The 17709-nt window shown below is 59.0% G+C and carries 14 protein-coding genes and 1 pseudogene; 6 read left to right on the top strand and 9 right to left on the bottom strand.

All coding sequences use genetic code 11. The features are described from left to right. Positions 1–181: 181 nt before the first annotated feature. The 8 genes from ACIOU9_RS03640 to uvrA form a co-directional block, all read right to left on the bottom strand. On the bottom strand, positions 182–811 hold the full coding sequence (locus ACIOU9_RS03640; RefSeq protein WP_105656666.1) for a superoxide dismutase: 630 nt from the start codon (positions 809–811) through the stop codon (positions 182–184). Positions 812–871: 60 nt separating this feature from the next. Then, the gene (gene whiA / locus ACIOU9_RS03635; protein WP_105656667.1) at positions 872–1852 is read right to left on the bottom strand and encodes a DNA-binding protein WhiA; all 981 of its coding nucleotides are present in this window, start codon (positions 1850–1852) and stop codon (positions 872–874) included. A 27-nt stretch (positions 1853–1879) separates the two neighbouring features. Continuing rightward, a complete protein-coding gene (gene yvcK / locus ACIOU9_RS03630) occupies positions 1880–2905 on the bottom strand; it encodes a uridine diphosphate-N-acetylglucosamine-binding protein YvcK (protein ID WP_105656668.1) in 1026 nt (341 codons plus the stop codon). A 5-nt stretch (positions 2906–2910) separates the two neighbouring features. Further along, a complete protein-coding gene (rapZ, locus tag ACIOU9_RS03625; RefSeq protein WP_105656669.1) occupies positions 2911–3804 on the bottom strand; it encodes an RNase adapter RapZ in 894 nt (297 codons plus the stop codon). Between the two features lie 9 nt (positions 3805–3813). Continuing rightward, positions 3814–5757 (bottom strand): excinuclease ABC subunit UvrC, encoded by a 1944-nt coding sequence (gene uvrC, locus ACIOU9_RS03620; protein ID WP_332486786.1) that lies wholly within the window; start codon positions 5755–5757, stop codon positions 3814–3816. Positions 5758–5760: 3 nt separating this feature from the next. Continuing rightward, positions 5761–6432, bottom strand: coding sequence for a 1-acyl-sn-glycerol-3-phosphate acyltransferase (locus ACIOU9_RS03615; RefSeq protein ID WP_105656671.1), 672 nt, complete (start codon positions 6430–6432; stop codon positions 5761–5763). Further along, complete coding sequence (locus tag ACIOU9_RS03610) at positions 6433–7140, bottom strand: HAD hydrolase-like protein (protein WP_332486783.1); 708 nt, start codon at positions 7138–7140, stop codon at positions 6433–6435. A gap of 86 nt (positions 7141–7226) precedes the next feature. Continuing rightward, positions 7227–10097, bottom strand: coding sequence for an excinuclease ABC subunit UvrA (uvrA, locus tag ACIOU9_RS03605; RefSeq protein WP_332730836.1), 2871 nt, complete (start codon positions 10095–10097; stop codon positions 7227–7229). 659 nt (positions 10098–10756) lie between these two features. Here uvrA and ACIOU9_RS03600 point away from each other — a divergent pair. From ACIOU9_RS03600 to ACIOU9_RS03580, 5 genes and pseudogenes are all read left to right on the top strand, one after another. Then, positions 10757–11059: a hypothetical protein gene (locus ACIOU9_RS03600; RefSeq protein WP_402696060.1), complete on the top strand. Its 303-nt coding sequence runs from the start codon at positions 10757–10759 to the stop codon at positions 11057–11059. A 664-nt stretch (positions 11060–11723) separates the two neighbouring features. Continuing rightward, complete coding sequence (locus ACIOU9_RS03595) at positions 11724–12197, top strand: nuclear transport factor 2 family protein (RefSeq protein ID WP_402696320.1); 474 nt, start codon at positions 11724–11726, stop codon at positions 12195–12197. 262 nt (positions 12198–12459) lie between these two features. After that, positions 12460–13398 carry a ketopantoate reductase family protein gene (locus tag ACIOU9_RS03590; RefSeq protein ID WP_402696058.1) on the top strand — a complete coding sequence of 313 codons (939 nt, stop codon included), beginning with the start codon at positions 12460–12462 and terminating at the stop codon, positions 13396–13398. Between the two features lie 300 nt (positions 13399–13698). Beyond that, positions 13699–14739, top strand: a pseudogene (trpS, locus tag ACIOU9_RS03585) (tryptophan--tRNA ligase). Positions 14740–16121: 1382 nt separating this feature from the next. Next, positions 16122–16283, top strand: coding sequence for a hypothetical protein (locus ACIOU9_RS03580; RefSeq protein ID WP_402696056.1), 162 nt, complete (start codon positions 16122–16124; stop codon positions 16281–16283). Positions 16284–16439: 156 nt separating this feature from the next. Here the strand turns inward: ACIOU9_RS03580 and ACIOU9_RS03575 are convergent, their stop codons facing one another. Next, positions 16440–16961 (bottom strand): hypothetical protein, encoded by a 522-nt coding sequence (locus ACIOU9_RS03575; RefSeq protein ID WP_402696054.1) that lies wholly within the window; start codon positions 16959–16961, stop codon positions 16440–16442. Between the two features lie 237 nt (positions 16962–17198). Between ACIOU9_RS03575 and ACIOU9_RS03570 the strand changes: the two genes are divergently transcribed. Next, entirely contained in the window at positions 17199–17696 is a 498-nt protein-coding gene (locus tag ACIOU9_RS03570) for a GNAT family N-acetyltransferase (RefSeq protein WP_402696052.1), read from the top strand. The last annotated feature ends 13 nt before the right edge of the window (positions 17697–17709 follow it).

The raw sequence follows: 17709 nt of genomic DNA, 5'->3' as shown, positions 1-17709 counted from the left end.
ACTATCTCCTCTAAATGGGATGATGATGCCACGACCGCACGCGAGCGGAGGTGGCCTTCTTTAAGAGGACACTCCGTTGTGCCGTGCTTGCGGATCCCAACGAATTGCCGGGATCCGCAACACACTTGAAACATACTACGCTACATTAGCGCAGAATGTGAGCTAACTTACCAGATAAGTCTTACTTACCTGGAAGGATCAGCGCTGCTGCGCCGTTGCGGGCAGCTTCGAAACGAGCCTGGACATCTGCCCAGTTCACGATGTTCCAGAATGCCTTGACGTAGTCAGCCTTGACGTTGACGTAGTCCAGGTAGAAGGCGTGCTCCCACATGTCCAGCATCAGCAGCGGGGTGGTTGCCACTGGGATGTTGCCCTGCTGGTCGTACAGCTGCTCGATGACCAGCTGGCCGCCCAGTGCGTCGTAAGCCAGCACTGCCCAGCCCGAGCCCTGCAGGCTCATGGCCGAAGCGGTGAAGTGGCCACGGAAAGCGTCGAACGAACCGAAGAAGTCGTCGATGGCCGCTGCCAGCTCGCCCTCAGGCTTGTCGCCACCCTCTGGGGACAGGTTGTTCCAGAAGATCGAGTGGTTGGTGTGGCCACCCAGGTGGAACGCCAGGTCCTTGGACAGCTTAGGGATATTGCCGAATTCGCCCTTTTCGCGAGCTTCAGCCAACTGCTCCAGTGCCGAGTTTGCGCCAGCAACGTAAGTTGCATGGTGCTTGGAGTGGTGCAGTTCCATGATGCGAGCCGAGATGTTCGGCTCCAGTGCGGCGTAGTCGTACTGCAGTTCTGGCAGTGAATAAACAGCCATGATTCTCCTCAATCTTCTCAATTGGTTGAATCTCCGCGGGAGGGCTCCCGCGGGGACATTTTAATGTTCCAGTTCATCTCCTGGAACGCTGGACTCCGTACCTGGTATTCCCAGATCGCTCGCCTTTTTATCCGCCATAGCCAAAAGGCGGCGGATTCGGCCAGCGATGGCGTCCTTGGTCATTGGCGGTTCGGCCATGCGGCCGAGCTCATCCAAGGAGGCTTGCTTGTGCTCAAGGCGCAGCAGTCCCGCATAGCGCAAGTGCTCGGGAACCTCGTCGCCCAAGATGCCCAGTGCACGCTCAACGCGGGCACCGGCAGCTACCGCTGCCTGGGCACTGCGCCGCAGGTTGGCGTCGTCGAAGTTCGCCAAGCGGTTCGCCGTCGCGCGCACTTCCTTGCGCATGCGCCGTTCTTCCCAGACCATGAGCGCATCGTGAGCGCCCATGCGGGTCAGCAGTTGGGCGATGGCATCGCCATCACGGATCACAACGCGGTCCACACCGCGCACTTCACGCGCCTTGACCGTCAGTCCCAGGCGGCGAGCTGCACCGACCAGCGCCAAAGCGGCTTCTGGCCCAGGGCAGGTGATTTCCAAAGCGGAGCTGCGTCCGGGTTCGGTCAACGATCCGTGGGACAGGAATGCGCCGCGCCATACAGCTTCAGCGTCGGCGGTGGAACCGTTGACGATCACCGAGGGCAGGCCGCGTACCGGCCGGCCGCGCTGGTCAAGCAGGCCAGTTTGGCGTGCAAGCACTTCGCCGTCCTTGGAAACACGCACAATGTAGCGGCTCCCCTTGCGGATGCCCGATCCGGAAACCATGACGATTTCGGCATCGTGGCCGTACAGCTCGCCGATAGCAATCTTCAACCGCCGGGCCGTCGCCGCGAGGTCCACTTCTGCTTCGATGACAATTCGTCCGGAGACGATGTGCAGCCCGCCGCTGAAGCGGAGCATGGTCGAAACCTCGGCCTTGCGGACCGATGGCTTGCGAATCTCTACCCGCGACAGCTCGTCTTTGACGGAAGCCGTCAATGCCATGAATCAAACTCCCTTACTTGGATCTTCCTAAGACCCGATCGCGGTAAACACCTCGTGATAGGCCGCCGCTAGTCGCAACGGGTCGTGCACAGCACGACCGTCAGATACTCCTACTGTACTAAAAAAGACACGCGCACCGAGTTTTTGCGCTGCCAGCTCAAATCGATCCCTGTTAAGAATCTTTGATTCGTCGGCAATAATTGCATCGAATTTGACCTCGGGTGCGTAACGTCCCAGCACCTCCAAGTGCGCCGCGGCGTCCATCCCGGAAGTCTCTGCCGTATCAAAGGCCAGGTTCATGGTCAGCAGCTTCTTGGCCGTGGTCGATGCCAGGGCCTGGCGCATATCCGGCAGCAGCAGATGCGGGAGCACCGAGGTGTACCAGGAACCGGGACCGAGAATCACCCAGTCCGCCAGATCGATGGATTCCAGCGCTTCGGAGCAGGCCGGCGCATCGGACGGTTCCAGGTACACGTGGGTAACCAGGCCGCCGGAACCGGCGCGAGCCAGCTTGGCCTGCCCATCGATTCGGCGACGCACCAAGGTGTCGTTCACCGGGTCGGATTCAAGAACCTCGCCATGGATGGACAGCGGAACCGTGCTCATTGGCAGGACCTGCCCGCGCGCGCCAAGCAGGGCACCTGCCCAACGCAGGCCAGCTACCGGGTTATCGAGCAACTCCCACAGCGCCAGGATCAGCAAATTGCCAACGGCATGGCCGTTCAATGGCTCGTCGGCGTTTTCGGTCGATTCAAAGCGGTACTGCATGACATCGCGCCAGGTACGGCCCCAGTCATTGTCGTCGCACAGCGCAGCCAGCGCCATGCGCAAGTCTCCCGGGGGCAGCACATCGAAGGATCCCCGAAGCCGCCCGGAACTGCCGCCGTCATCGGCCACCGTTACTACGGCGGTGAGGTCGGTAGTCAGACGGCGCAGGGCAGAGAGCGACGAGGACAGCCCGTGTCCCCCGCCCAAGGCCACCACCGATGGGTTGCGGTAATCATCACTTCGAGTCAGTCCCTGGATCGGGATCGGACCTGTAGCAAAGGCCATGGCGGCTACTCACGCCCCAGATCACGGTGGCTGATATTCACCCTGACGTTCGGGAACTGCGCCAGGCGCCGGCCCAGCTCAATGGTGGTTGCTACCGAGCGGTGCTTGCCGCCGGTGCAGCCCACGGCAATAGTCGCGTAGTGCTTATTCTCGCGGCGGTAACCTTCAAAGACCGGTTCCAATGCCTTGAGGTAGTTCTCGATGAACTCGCTCGTGCCTTCCTGGCTCAGCACATAGTCCGACACTTCTTTGTCCTTGCCTGTCTGCGGGCGCAGTTCAGGTACCCAATGGGGGTTGGGGATGAAACGGACATCTGCCACGTAGTTGGCATCAGCGGGCAGGCCGTACTTGAACCCGAAGCTCATCACGTTGATGCGCAGGATGATCGGCCCGGATTCGCTGAACAGTTCGTTGACTGCACGTGCCAGGTCGTGCACCGACATGGTCGTGGAATCCAAGATGATTTCGGCAGCTTCACGCAATTGATCGGTGATCCCGCGTTCGCGCTTGATGCCGTCGACAATGCGGCCGTCATCCTGCAGCGGATGCGGCCGGCGACCCTGCTCGAAGCGGCGGATCAGCACCTCGTCGCTGGCGTCGAGGTAGACCAGGCGGAACTTCACCCCGCTGGCTGTCAGGTTCGCCAAGGCATCGCGGATTTCCGGGAACATTTCCTTGGAGCGCACGTCCATCACGACAGCCATCTTCGGGATGGAGCCCTGCGAACGGCTCATCATCTCCGTCAAGGGTCCAAGCATGGCCGGTGGAAGGTTCTCCACTACGTACCAGCCCTGGTCTTCCAGAGCATGCGCGACTGTGGTGCGACCGGCACCTGACATGCCGGTTACGATCACGAGTTCGGACTCAGGGGGTTTTACTGCTTCATACTCAGCGGTCATATCACAAGGCTAGTCGACAATTTCGCCTGTAGTCATATTCACACCGGTTAATGAAGCGTCTTCTAGGGACTCTTTGATGGAAGTCGCAAGTTTTTCACCGACTCCTGGCACGTCCATCAGCTCCTCGATGCTCGCCGCACGGATCTTCTTCATCGACCCGAAGTGCTTGCGCAGGGCAGCCTGCTTGGACTTGCCCAGCCCCGGGATCGCGTCCAAATCCGAGGCGATCATGGATTTAGCACGCTTGGCGCGGTGGAAGTTGATCGCAAAACGGTGCGCCTCGTCGCGAAGCCGCTGCACCAAATACAGGGCAGCTGAGGCACGCGGCAGGATCACCGGGAACGGATCGTCGGGCAGCCACAGTTCTTCCAAGCGCTTAGCCAGGCCGACCACTGGAATGTCATCGATTCCCAGGTCGTCCATGGCCTTCTGCGCCGCGGCCACCTGGGGCGGTCCGCCGTCAACGATCACCAGAGATGGCGGGTAGGAGAATCGCTTCTTTTCCTGCTCACCGGTTTCTTCATTCATTTCCCCGGTTGCAAAGCTCTTGGGGTCGATCTTCTCCTTCAGATAGCGGCTGAAGCGACGGTAGATCACGTCGTACATGCTGGCGGTATCATCGCGTGCTGCATCACCGGTGATGGAGAACTTTCGATATTCGCTCTTCTTGGGCAATCCATCTTCAAAGACCACCATGGAAGCAACCACGTTGGTGCCTTGGGTATGCGACGCGTCATAGCATTCGATGCGAAGCAGTGCTTGTTCGGCTCCCAGTGCATCCTGCAGTTCCTGCATCGCCAGCGAACGCGTGGTGATATCACCTGCTCGCTTCGATTTGTGCAGGCGCAGCGCTTGTTCGGCGTTCTCCACGACGGTGGATGCCAGTGCCGCCTTGTCGCCGCGTTGGGCGACGCGCAAGGAGACTTTGGAACCGCGCAGCTCAGTGAGCCAGGTCGTGACATCCTCAATGTCTTCGGGCAGAGTCGGAACCAGGATTTCCTTGGGAATCCGGTCCGCGTGATCTGCGTAGACCTGGGTGAGAAGCTGCTCGACGAATTCAGCGCCGGTGGTATCCGCAACCTTTTCGACGACCCAGCCTCGTTGCGAACGGATACGGCCGTCGCGGACATGGAATACCTGCACGGCGGCTTCCAATTCATCGCCATGAATGCCGAAGATATCAGCTTCGGTACGGTCATCAAGGACCACGGCGTTGCGTTCAAAAACTCTGTTCAGTGCCGCAATGTCATCGCGGTAGCGGGCGGCCTTCTCGTATTCGAGTTCTGCCACCGCCTCTTGCATCTTGGCTGTCAGGGCCTTGGTGAACTTAGTAGCCTCACCGCTCATGAAGGTGCATAGGTCATCAGCCAGTTGACGGTGGTCTTCTTCGCTGATGCGCCCCACGCAAGGCGCCGAGCATTTGTCTATGTACCCCAAGAGGCAAGGGCGACCCGATGCTTCGGCACGCTTGAACACGCCCGGCGCACAGCTGCGCACAGGAAAGACCCGCAACAGCGTATCGAGGGTTTCCCGGATGGCCTTGGCCGGATAGAACGGCCCGAAATACTTCACGCCCTTGCGCTTGTCCCCGCGCATGACCAGGGCGCGCGGGTACTTTTCGTTCAAGGTGACAGCAAGGTACGGGTAGGTCTTGTCATCACGGAAAACAATATTGAACCGGGGATTGTATTCCTTGATCCAGGAGTACTCCAGCTGCAGCGCTTCCAATTCGGAACCCACCACGGTCCACTCCACGCTGCCGGCGGTGAATACCATGGCCCGGGTTTTGGGCGTGAGCCGGTCAGGATTGGCGAAGTAGGAGGTCAAGCGGTTGCGCAGGACCTTGGCCTTGCCAACGTAGATGACACGGCCGTGTTCATCGCGGAAACGGTACACGCCCGGTTTCGTGGGAATGTCCGAAGTTCTCGGACGGTAACTTGCCGGATCAGCCATGGTCTATTTCGCGTCCGGTGGCAGTTGGTTGTAGGAATCGACGCGTTCCTGGCCGGAAAGCTCGGCAATCGCATCAACGATCCGGTCCGTGGCCTGGCGGCGCTGCGGCAACGGGTGCTTGCGTCCGAGCTGGTCGAAGTACAGCGGCTCGCCATAGTGGATATGGAATTTGGCAGGACGGAAACCCTTTGAACCAGCAGGCTGCAGCTTCTCCGTGCCGATCAAGCCCACCGGCACCACTGGTACACCGGTGGTCAGCGCCAGCCAGCCCACGCCGGTGCGTCCGCGGTACAACTTGCCATCGCGCGAGCGAGTGCCCTCGGGGTAGATGCCGATGCCCTTGCCGCCTTCGACGATTTCCACCAGGGAATCGAGGGCGGCAACCGAAGCTGCCTGTTCGCCACGCTGCACCGGAATGGATCCCACGGATTCGAAGAAGGTCTTCATCACCTTGCCCTTCAGTCCCGGGGTGGTGAAGTATTCCGCCTTGGCGAAGAACGCCACGTCGCGCGGGGTCAGCGCCTGAATGATCAAGGAGTCGAAGAATGACAGGTGGTTGGAGGCGACAATGAAGCCGCCTTCCTTGGGAACGTTCTCAAGCCCGGTCACTTCCGCACGGCATACACCGTGGATGACGCCCCGAATCGACGAACGGGTCATGGTGTAGATGCTCATCTACTTTGCACCTTCCTGCATGAGGTCATCGTCGAGGTTCAGCGTGTTTGCCAGCTGTGCTCCGAGCAGGAGCTCAGCAAGGTCCCGGGTTGTCGCCACAGTTGCGCCTGCCTGCTGCAGTTCATCATCGTCCTGGGCAAAGCCCCACGCGACGCCGACCGAAGCCACCGAATTCTCGCGGGCGGCATCCCAATCGTAGTAGCGGTCACCCACAACGACGCTGCTCGCCGGGTCCAGCTGCCCGTGCTCCAAAGCTTCAGCGACAATGTGCGTCTTGCTCGAACCCATGCTCCCGTGCTCATCCGCGTTGCCGTGAATCGCATCGAGATGCTCATCCAGCCCCTTGCGTGCAATGAGCTGGCGCGCAATGTTGATGGGCTTGGCCGTGGTCACTGCGACGTAGATCCCGGCCGCGCGCAACGCGTCCAGGAGCGCCACAATGCCCGGGTAGATCACGGATTCTGCCATGCCCACCTCGGCATAGCGGGCGCGGTAGGCCGCGATGATGGAGTCGATGTTCTCGTCGGTGACGCCGTCAAGCGTACGCAGCCCGATTTGGAGGGGCGGGCCTACCAGCGCTTCAACTCGTGCTTCGCCCGGATCGGCCAAACCATGGGAGGTGACCGCGTGGCGGATACCCGAAGTTATGGCACCGGCAGGGTCCACGAGGGTCCCATCCAGATCGAAGAGCACACTTGTTACCGACATATTCACCTAGCCATCTTCCCATGAAGCGGACGCGGGTTAGCAATCCATAACTGAAATCGCATATGTCGAACATTCTCCGCCAGGCATTACAGGATCTCGGAGAGGAACTTCCCGGTGTGCGATTCGCTCACCTTGGCCACCTTTTCCGGGGTGCCAGCAGCCAGGATCGTGCCGCCGCCTGAGCCGCCTTCCGGGCCGAGGTCGATGACCCAGTCAGCCGACTTGATGACATCCAGGTTGTGCTCGATGGTCAACACGGTGTTGCCCTTGTCGACCAATCCCTGCAGCACCTTGAGCAGCTTGCGGATATCTTCGAAGTGCAGACCGGTGGTCGGCTCGTCCAGGACGTAGATGGAGCGGCCATTGGAACGCTTCTGCAGTTCCGCAGCCAGCTTCACGCGCTGGGCCTCGCCGCCGGAGAGGGTGGTTGCCGGCTGACCCAGGCGCACGTAGCCCAAACCCACGTCCACCAGCGTGCGCAGGTGGCGGGCGATCGGGGTGAAGGCACTGAAGAACTCGGCGCCTTCGGCAATCGGCATATCCAGCACATCGGCAATGTTCTTGCCCTTGTACAGCACCTGCAGGGTTTCGCGGTTGTAGCGGGCGCCCTGGCAGACCTCGCAGGGCACGTAGACGTCCGGCAGGAAGTTCATCTCGATCTTCAGCGTGCCGTCACCCGAGCAGGATTCGCAGCGTCCGCCCTTGACGTTGAAGGAGAAACGGCCCGGCTGGTAGCCGCGCAGCTTCGCCTCATTGGTCTCCGCAAACAGCTTGCGGATGTGGTCGAACACGCCGGTATAGGTCGCAGGGTTCGAACGCGGGGTCCGGCCGATCGGCGACTGGTCAACGTGGACCACCTTGTCCAGGTGTTCCAGGCCCTGCACGCGGGTGTGGCGGCCGGGCACCTGCTTGGCGCCGTTGAGCTTGTTGGCCAGCACCTTGTACAGGATGTCGTTGACCAGGGTGGACTTGCCCGAGCCGGACACGCCGGTCACCGCGGTCAGCACGCCCAGCGGGAACTCCACCGACACGTTCTGCAGGTTGTTCTCGTTGGCACCGACCACCTTGAGCTTGCGCTCCTTGTCGATCTTGCGGCGCTTGGACGGGATGTCGATCTGCTTGCGGCCCGAAAGGTAGTCTCCGGTCAGCGACTTGGTGTTCTGCTTCAGGCCCTCCAGGGATCCGGAGTGCACCACTTCGCCGCCGTGCTCACCGGCGCCCGGGCCGATGTCCACGATCCAGTCGGCTTCGGCAATGGTGTCTTCGTCGTGCTCCACCACGATCAGGGTGTTGCCCAGCGATCGCAGGTGCAGCAGGGTGTCGATCAGGCGGCGGTTATCGCGCTGGTGCAGGCCGATGGACGGCTCGTCCAGAACGTAGAGCACGCCCACCAGGCCCGAACCGATCTGGGTAGCCAGGCGAATGCGCTGCGCCTCGCCGCCGGACAAGGTGCCAGCAGCGCGTTCCAGGGTCAGGTACTCCAGTCCGACGTCCAGCAAGAACTTCATGCGCGCGTCGATTTCCTTGAGCACCTGCGCGGCGATCTGCGCCTCTCGCGCGGTGAGCACGATCGTGGAGAGGAATTCCGCGGCGCTGCGCAGGTCCATGGCGGCAACTTCAGCGATGGAACGCCCGCCCACCAATACCGAGAGCGACGCCGGGTTCAGGCGCGCGCCGCCGCAGGTAGGGCACGGAATCTGGCGCATGTACTGCTCGTAGCGGTCGCGGGCGTGATCCGATTCGGTTTCCTGGTGCTTGCGGTGCACGTAGGAGATGACGCCCTCGAAGCCGGTGGAGTACTTGCGCTCGCGGCCGAAGCGGTTCTTGTACTGCACGACCACCTTGTGGTCCTTGCCGTTCAGGATCGCTTCGCGGGCAGCAGCCGGCAGGTCCTGCCATTGGGTGTCCATGGTGAAGCCCAACTCATGGCCCAGGCCTTCGATCAAGCGGTTCCAGTATTCGGTGGTGGCCTTGCCCAGCGACCATGGGGCGATCGCGCCCTCGGCCAAGGTGACCTCGCCGTCCGGAACGATCAGGTGCTCATCGACTTCCAGCTTGGTGCCGATGCCGGAACAGGCCGAGCAGGCACCGAACGGGTTATTGAAGGAGAAAGTACGCGGCTCGATCTCATCGATGGCCAGCGGATGCTCATTGGGGCAGGCCAGGTTCTCGGAGAACGCGCGCACGCGCTGGGGATCATCCTCGTCCAGGTCCACGAAGTCGGCGAGCACGCGGCCTTCGGCGATGCCCAGGGCCGTTTCGATGGAGTCGGTCAAGCGCTGGCGGGCATCTTCCTTGATGGCCAGGCGGTCGACGACCACCTCAATGGTGTGCTTGACCTGCTTGGCCAGCTTCGGCGGATCGTTCAGCTGGATGGTGGTGCCGTCAACGCGGGCACGGGCGAAGCCCTTGGAAGAGAGCTCCGCGAACAGGTCGACGAATTCACCCTTGCGCGAGCGCACTACCGGGGCGAGGATCTGGAAGCGGGTTTTCTCCGGTAGCTCCATCAGCTGGTCGACGATCTGCTGCGGAGTCTGCTTGGAGATCGGTTCGTGGCAGATCGGGCAATGCGGACGGCCCACGCGTGCCCACAACAGACGCATGTAGTCGTACACTTCGGTAATCGTGCCCACGGTGGAACGCGGGTTGCGGCTGGTCGACTTCTGGTCGATGGACACCGCTGGCGACAGTCCCTCGATGAAATCCACATCGGGCTTGTCCACCTGGCCGAGGAACATGCGGGCGTAGGCAGAGAGCGATTCGACGTAGCGGCGCTGGCCTTCGGCAAAGATGGTGTCGAAGGCCAAGGAGGACTTGCCCGAACCGGAAAGGCCGGTAAAGACAATCATTGCGTCACGCGGGAGATCAATGTCCACGTTTTTCAGGTTGTGCTCGCGTGCACCCTTGACGACCAGGCGAGTCAGATCAGTTCTTTTACTCTGCGATGAAATAGCCACGAGGCCATACTAATCGAAAACTACTTCGAATACGTGTACGAATGGACGCAACTCACAGTTAATTCTCCAAAGCCCCGATCCGGCGCACGGCGAGCGCTATGCGTGCTCGTTCATTCGTCCGAAAAGGCGACCGGTGAACGGGCCACGCTGAGAACAAGGGCGGGACCTCGTCCTCCCATTCGAGGTTGCGGTTGCCCTTGGAACTCCGCGCTCACGGGATGGACTTGGCCGGCTTCCGCGTTCCCCGCTGGTGTGCTGCCTCAACGCCGGCTTATGCCGAACCTCCGGGAAGCCTGCTGTTCCGGACTGGAACCGATGGGCTTTATGGTCGAATACGCTGGCTGCCGGATCACCTAACCGGTCGAGATCCACCGACCTCTGCCAGCCTGCCGCACTTAACGTTGGAGTTCGCCCAACCGGCAGCCTCCATCTGCTAAATCCGCATTAGCAACATCATGACGTAGCGCCAGATCGTTCCGTTTCACGCCCCCTCACCGGTCAATACACCGGACGGGGCATACGGAACGTCCGGCTTTCCTGTGAATCCATGAAACTTCTGCAATTCAAGCCAGCACGTGGTGTGTTCCTGTACGCGACCAGCTTACGAGACAGGTCGGGAATTCCTACCTGCTTATCCTCGAACGGGATAGGTTGTGAGCATGAGTGCAGAAAAAATCAAGGCGACTCTCGTTGATCCTCGATACGTCAGTCAGGAAAATCCAGATCCCATGTATCGGGTAGATTTCTGGGACGAAGACCGTGCCTGCTCCGAGTACCGCATAGAAAACGCAGAGAGCATCGTCGATGTCCTCTCATGGGCAGAAGCAAACCGCCACGGCCGCTATGCCGTGATCTGGGTTGAATACATCTTTGAAGGCGGAATAGGCATGGCTCGGCTTCACGGGTGGGAACCAACCGAGGCGGGCTCGCCTTCTGCCAGTGACCCTTATTTCCGTCAGTAATCAGGCACGGACTGCCGAGTACGGAGAACAAAACGCGCTACATGCCATTAGGATGGCCGCTAAGCATTCCTCTGCTGGGAGCGCGCGTAACGTTATTTAGCGCTGCGATCCGAACGCCAATTGTTAATGACCCTCGCAGGTTTAGCCGGAATTGGGATTGTTTCCGAGTAAACGTACAAGAGATGCTTTTCGCGGAGCACCGAGCTGTTTCTCGGGCTTGGAACCTATTTCTGCGAACAGTCCGAAGGGCCGCCCATTCGCGTGCTCCTCCACCCAACGGAGTGCCTCTGATCTGTCCTGCACTTCAACCAGTACAAAAGCATCTAAGTTCCAGCCATACTCAGGAGGAGGTTGTTCCCAAAAATTGACTCGATAGCAGGGCGAATCATCCGAGTCGCGTGGTTCTGCGTGAACTGTTTCAATGGCTCGCATGGGACCAATGTACAAGCATGCACCAGGACGCTACTGGCAAATCCTGTCGCTCAAGTTACTTTCGACTATCAGTGTCGGAAACAGCGCACCAGCTGAGGTTCCCCTTACGGGCGCTCCGCTAGAGGATCTGTTTACGGCGAAACGTGAGTAAATCAGCACGGGGCTAAGCTAGAAGAACCTACGCTGTAAATCCGCTCGGCCGAAAGTATCATTGCAAACGACTGCCTGTCTTATGGGAACTGGGCTGCTCATCCTCTCGAACAAACCAGCGGCCACCACTCATCTAAGTCACGAGGAAACTAACATGCAAACTATCGAAGCTTCACAACGCTGGGCGAGGACATGGGCCAAGGCATGGCCGCTTAAGGACGCAGACGCAATTGTCGAACTGCAGGCTGAGGACGGTTACCACTGGGCCTCGATGTTTAGGCCATTGCACGGGCCTAGCGCCCTGCGCGCTTATCTGGAGGAATGCTTCGCGGAGGAAACCAAACCGGCAGAGACATGGTTCAGTGAACCACTTGTGGATGGAAGTTCAGCCTCCGTCGAGTACTGGGTCGTCATGTTTATCCAGGACAAACCAATGACGGTTTCGGGGTGCACAGTACTTTCATTCGACGATTCCGGCTTAGTAACAACAGCACGAGACTACTCACACGTCAAAGACGGGTACCACCTGCGACCAGGCTCTCCACTCAGCATCTGAGACCCCGTTCGACGACCTGCCATCGAGGGTGACCCGTTCGGCCCACCCTGCCCCGGTAGCCGTTCCCTATATGCATTAAAAGACGGGTGCTGACCGGATATTACCATTTCCCAGCCATTGGTGGACGACTCGTCAAATAGGGGAATGAAGATGCTACCGTCCGCATTGGGGTGCAACATCTGGTGCCGGCCGGCCAGGCCATGCGCCACCAGGACCAAGACACCGGACAGCATCCCCAACCCGACCAATTAGGAGCAATACTGTGAAAATCGGAGTCATCGGCGCCGGCGGCGTCGGCGCATACTTCGCCGCCGCACTGGCCAAAAGCGGATCCGAAGTACACCTGCTAGCCACCGAACGACACATCGCACCCATCACCGACCACGGGATCACCGTCACCACAGGGGACGGGAGTCCCGGCTTCACTACCCCACTGGCCAGTGTCAGCACCACGGCAGAATCCATCGGCCCGTGCGACGCGGTCATCCTGGCCTGCAAAGCCGGACAAGTCTCCGCAGCCATGAGCGGGGCACACGCCTTGATCGGGCCGAACACCGCTGTCCTGCCGCTGCAAAACGGCGTCACGGCCACCGAACGCATCACCGAAGCGGTCGGCCCGGGCCACGCACTAGGCGGGGTCGCCATGATCATCTCCTACCTCCAGCAACCCGGCACCGTCCATCACGTTGGCGGGCAACCGGCCATCACCCTGGGCGAACTCGACGGAACAACCACGCCCCGTACCACGCAACTAGCCAAGGCCCTGGACGCAGCAGGAGTCGCAACAAAAGTCTCGGCCGACATCATCACCGACATGTGGCGAAAATTCATGCTCATCACCTCCTACGGCGGGGTCGGCGCACTATGCCGCGAACCGGTTGGCCGTACCCGCACCAACCCGCAAACCCGCGCCCTGGTCGAAGACGCCATGCGAGAGGTTGCAACGCTCGCCGGCCATGCCGGGGCGAAGCTGGGCGAAACGGACGTGGCCCGGATGATGGCACAATTCGATGCCTTCGGCCCGGACAGCACCGCCTCCATGCAACGCGATTTGGCCGCAGGACGTTCCTCGGAACTCGAGGAGCAAAACGGCACCGTCGTCCGGCTGGCGCAGCATCACGGAGTCCCGGTCCCCATCCACCACACCATCTACCGTGCCATGATTCTGCTCGACGGAACCGCCTTACACCCCACAGCCTAACGGCCCTCGCCTACTGGGGGCGGCACTGTGGTTTCGCCAGCATTGCCCCGGTCAGGGTTCCCGTTGCGGATGTGAAAGCCCTGTCTTTGCCTTGGTGGAAAATAACCTCATGTCATTGGTTCATTTCCTGAGACCACGGGGCTTAGTATTGGGAACATGAACCTTAACTGCATGTCTTGGTGGTGGCTGTCCTAACAGCCGGTTCAATCATGTCCGCGGGCTGTACAACAGCCCGCGAAGACTTTCTCTCCGCTATCCGCAGTGTTGTGCAGCCTCCCACGCTCAGATAGAGGAATCACCATGAATTCATTTGCAACAACACGACTGCGCTCCACCGAATTAACTCAATCCATCGCCGATGCACCCCAGAACTACCGGGTCCTCACGGGGGAACGACCAACCGGACCACTACATTTAGGGCACTTCTTCGGCAGTATTGTGGAGCGTTTGAGACTCTAACGGTCCGGGGTCGAATCCTTCGTGATCCTGGCCGACTACCAGGTGATCACGGACCGCGATCTAATGCCCCGCGTGCGTGAGTTCGTGCACGGGGCCGTCTTGGACTACCTCGCTGCGGGCATGGACCCGGAGCAGACCACGATTTTCACCCACTCGTCGGTGCCAGCTCTTAACCAATTGATGCTGCCGTTTCTCAGCCTCGTCACCGAGGCTGAACTGCATCGCAACCCCACGGTGAAGGCGGAACTGGCAGCCTCGGGACGCGCCCTCAGTGGGCTGTTGCTCACCTACCCGGTGCATTAGGCAGCGGACATCCTTTTCTGCAAGGGGAACCTAGTCCCCGTGGGAAAGGACAACCTGCCGCATATCGAGATGACCCGGCTGATTGCCCGTCGTTTCAACGAACGTTACGACACGGTTTTCCCGGAACCTGAGGCGCTGATTACCTCAACCCCAGAGGTGTTGGGCCTTGACGGGCGCAAGATGTCCAAGAGCTACGGGAACGCCATTGCGTTGGGCATGTCACCGGATGAGACGGCCCAGGTCATCCGGCGCACCACCACCGATGCGGAACGCAGGATCACCTTCGACCCCCAGTCGCGCCCCGGGGTCTCTGCGCTCCTTTCCACTGCTGCACTGTGCCTGGGCGAGGCCCCAGAGGAGATTGCGGAAAGGATCGGGGATTCAGGAAGTGGTGCGCTGAAGCAGCTAACAACTGAGGCCGTCAACGACTTCCTTGCAGGCTACCGGGAGCGCCGGTCAGAATTAGCCAAGGACCCCGGATACATCAGCGAGATCCGTAAACGGGGCAACGAACGAGCCAACCTTGAGGCAAACCAAACCCTTGATGAAGTGCGTATAGCCATGGGCACAAACTACTAGCACCCATCAGGCACGCGTAGCTGTTTAGCTCGCCACTGCTGGGGTGGTTCATTTCTAGTTCGCGGCGCAGAAGTGAGCCACCCTGGCAACAGGGGTCGTGTCAGTGCGTGGCGGCGAACCATCCCGGTGAGGGTTCCCCTTGCGGGCGCACTGTCTCGTTGTAGAAGGCAACGAACACCCAATGCAGTCACACCGGTGAACGACCGGCTTGCGGGACGGCCAGAGATGCACGCGGGATGCCACCCCGTCGAGCGTGTGAGACCCAGCGACATCTCGGCTCCTAGCCTCGTAGGTTTTGTTGCCCTGCGCCATGGCAATGCGAGTCGTTATCCAGGCGTTCCTTGTTGCGAGTGGAACTTTTTATCCTCACACGTAGGCCAGCCTGAACGACTCCACAGGATCGAGCCAAAAGATTTTCCCTGGACCCAGGGAAGAAATAAGATGCTCGAACTCAGTCACCCACCATATGTCCCCACTGGAAAAATTGTCCGATAATTCAGACACTTCTCTTCCTTGAGGGTCTATCAAACGGAGCTCAAAGGAACCCGGTAACTGCGTCTTTTCGTCGGAATAGAAGTAAATGAGAACTCGCGTTTGCGCCCAAGTGTCGGATAGAGCAATCCCATAGAATTCTCGTCTCCCAGCTTCGAGACTTTGCGTTGTTGGGCCCCACCCTTGGTCTGGAATACCCGCGTCTCGAACTTGTTTGACTATTCGAAGATGCTTCCGGAGTGTCCTTGACTTATACATAACGGCCACTTTACGTGGGACAGTATTCCCGTAAATGGTTAGACATGTTTCCCGGATATGGAAGAGAAATCATCAAGGTCCCTTGAATCCGACACATAGTGAATGTCGAGCACACGTTGGTTGTACCGACATTTTGGTTGCACTTTCACGAGCACACGTGTCGTTACTAGCCACACGGGCATTTCAACTGAATACTAATCTGAACATAAAAGCCTAATATTCAGGTCAGCCGAAAGAAGGATCACCTTGCTAACCGCAGCCGTCATCACCTTGCTCCTGGCCTTGTTATTTCTCGGAATATTCGAATGGGAACGTCGAGACCGCAAACGAACCGGTTCACAGGAAAGCAAGTTCTTTAGAAACTGGGTTCTCTTCGCCTTCTGGGTTTGCTCCTTCTTCTTTGCCGTTTTTGCACTAGGAACCATACAACAATGGATCAAATAAAGCCGTGGCTTGCACTTCGTGGGTGGCAACGAAAACGTGGCACTATCAAGGACCCCTTAACAGCTCTCCACCTGTCCCGTTGAGCGTTCGGTGACTAGAACGCATGCTTGATTTGACCTGATTGTTCCTCTCCGCAGTGCTGAGCGTCCTCGATAGACACCGGTGAAAAGATCTGGAAGAGTCGCGGCATGGAAAACACCTGGCTGCTCGTTGTTCTAGTTCTCGTTAATCTCTTCGCGAGCATAAGCATCATTGGCGCGTTGAATCGGATCAGGAATGCGAGCGAAAAAGCCCTTGTGCTCCTTGAAGAACAACACGCGCGGCAAGGTGCAGGGAAAACATCCCAGTAACGATCCCTGTTACGGGAGCTCCTCTAACAGACCGGCAAACGGGACCGGCAATTCCCAAGCCAGACACCCCACTTACAGGACGCCTCCATACGCCGCATGCGCAACAGGTTGTCTGCTTCCCAGGAGATGCGCCCTTCAAGGACTGTCTGCGATTGCCTATCCGGAGATTGCGTCGGCCTCTGCAACGGCGGATAGGGCCGTATCGGCCACGCTCAACATCACGCTGCTGTCCCGACGATTAAAGAGGTGCGTAGTGATCGTCCAACCGTTGGCATTCCAAATGCAGGGAGGCGTCTCTTCGCCGTCCCACGGGTGCTCTGGTTTTCCGAAGAGTTCGGTGAGCTGGATCCGTAGTTCATGGAATCCGCTTTGAGCACCTGGATCACCGGATTCTTGAGTGCTGTAAAGGTGGAGGGTTAAGCCTAGAAACTGGCCGTTGTACGTGTCCCATGAACCGAGGGGTTGCCCACCGAGGTCGACATCCAGCTCGGTTATCTGGTGGGGCGATTCATCATTCACCAACTCGGACCGGTCCCCAGATGTGAATCCAAGGCGTGCAAAGAGATTTTCGCGTTCTTCGTCGCATCCTGGCCGAGGCTCGTCGACCAATTTTCTGACGAGTTCCACAACAGTGCCAGGAGCGGGAATCAGTTCCAATGAAGGGTCAGTCTGAGACATATTGTGAGCTTACCTCGCAGGTATCGAAACATCACCGTTAGAGGTTTCCCATGCGGACGTTCCGCTAGTGAACAGGCCGACGGTAGGGTTCCTTTGATAGGCAACCATGCCTTCTCAACCCGTCAAATATTGGACAAACTCCGGTCGATCAATGATTTATCGGTGGTAGATTCGAATCATGATCCATTCATAAGGTTTCCCCTCAACTAGTTCAGAAAACCAACGAATGGATTTGTCATGCCCTCTGATGTTCTACAAGCTGACCTTCAGCACTCACATTTCAATCCCACTGATTTTTCAAACGCAGGTATCTGCAATGCGGAATCATCATCCTTAACAGCGCTAGCTGATGCGTATTTTGCAGCATACCCACCTGGCATTGCGGCGGGAACTCTTGCAGAAGCGCAAGCAGAAATGGGAGGAACATTTGCCCACGAGTTTGGGCAGCTCGTCGAGAATGCTTGTTTTGTCGCGTTGCACCAAGATACGCCGATTGGGGCGATTTTTGTTGTCGAAGTATCGATCTGGGATGAAGACTTAGCCGGCCCGTTCATCATCGACCTTTTCGTTGATCCCCAGCACCAGGGGCATGGACTGGGCCGTATCTTGATTACCGCTGCCATGGCTGCATGTAAGAAGAATGGTGCTAACACTTTAAGTCTGCGGATTAGCGAGGGAACGTCTGGTTCTGCGCTGGCTCTATATAAACGGCTTGGGTTCCGCGAATTGCCCTAAGAGAATAGCGGCG

The organism is Glutamicibacter sp. NPDC087583, assembly GCF_044743685.1.
GTDB lineage: Bacteria > Actinomycetota > Actinomycetes > Actinomycetales > Micrococcaceae > Glutamicibacter.
The sequence above is the reverse complement of the archived record's forward strand: the minus strand, read 5'-3'. Positions and strand labels throughout refer to the sequence as shown.

Excerpts from the sequence above, each read along its gene's own strand:
- ACIOU9_RS03640 (WP_105656666.1), bottom strand. The coding sequence starts at position 811 with ATGGCTGTTTATTCACTGCCAGAACTGCAGTACGACTACGCCGCACTG.
- whiA (WP_105656667.1), bottom strand. The coding sequence starts at position 1,852 with ATGGCATTGACGGCTTCCGTCAAAGACGAGCTGTCGCGGGTAGAGATT.
- yvcK (WP_105656668.1), bottom strand. The coding sequence starts at position 2,905 with ATGGCCTTTGCTACAGGTCCGATCCCGATCCAGGGACTGACTCGAAGT.
- rapZ (WP_105656669.1), bottom strand. The coding sequence starts at position 3,804 with ATGACCGCTGAGTATGAAGCAGTAAAACCCCCTGAGTCCGAACTCGTG.
- uvrC (WP_332486786.1), bottom strand. The coding sequence starts at position 5,757 with ATGGCTGATCCGGCAAGTTACCGTCCGAGAACTTCGGACATTCCCACG.
- ACIOU9_RS03615 (WP_105656671.1), bottom strand. The coding sequence starts at position 6,432 with ATGAGCATCTACACCATGACCCGTTCGTCGATTCGGGGCGTCATCCAC.
- ACIOU9_RS03610 (WP_332486783.1), bottom strand. The coding sequence starts at position 7,140 with ATGTCGGTAACAAGTGTGCTCTTCGATCTGGATGGGACCCTCGTGGAC.
- ACIOU9_RS03600 (WP_402696060.1), top strand. The coding sequence starts at position 10,757 with ATGAGTGCAGAAAAAATCAAGGCGACTCTCGTTGATCCTCGATACGTC.
- ACIOU9_RS03595 (WP_402696320.1), top strand. The coding sequence starts at position 11,724 with ATGGGAACTGGGCTGCTCATCCTCTCGAACAAACCAGCGGCCACCACT.
- ACIOU9_RS03580 (WP_402696056.1), top strand. The coding sequence starts at position 16,122 with ATGGAAAACACCTGGCTGCTCGTTGTTCTAGTTCTCGTTAATCTCTTC.
- ACIOU9_RS03575 (WP_402696054.1), bottom strand. The coding sequence starts at position 16,961 with ATGTCTCAGACTGACCCTTCATTGGAACTGATTCCCGCTCCTGGCACT.
- ACIOU9_RS03570 (WP_402696052.1), top strand. The coding sequence starts at position 17,199 with ATGCCCTCTGATGTTCTACAAGCTGACCTTCAGCACTCACATTTCAAT.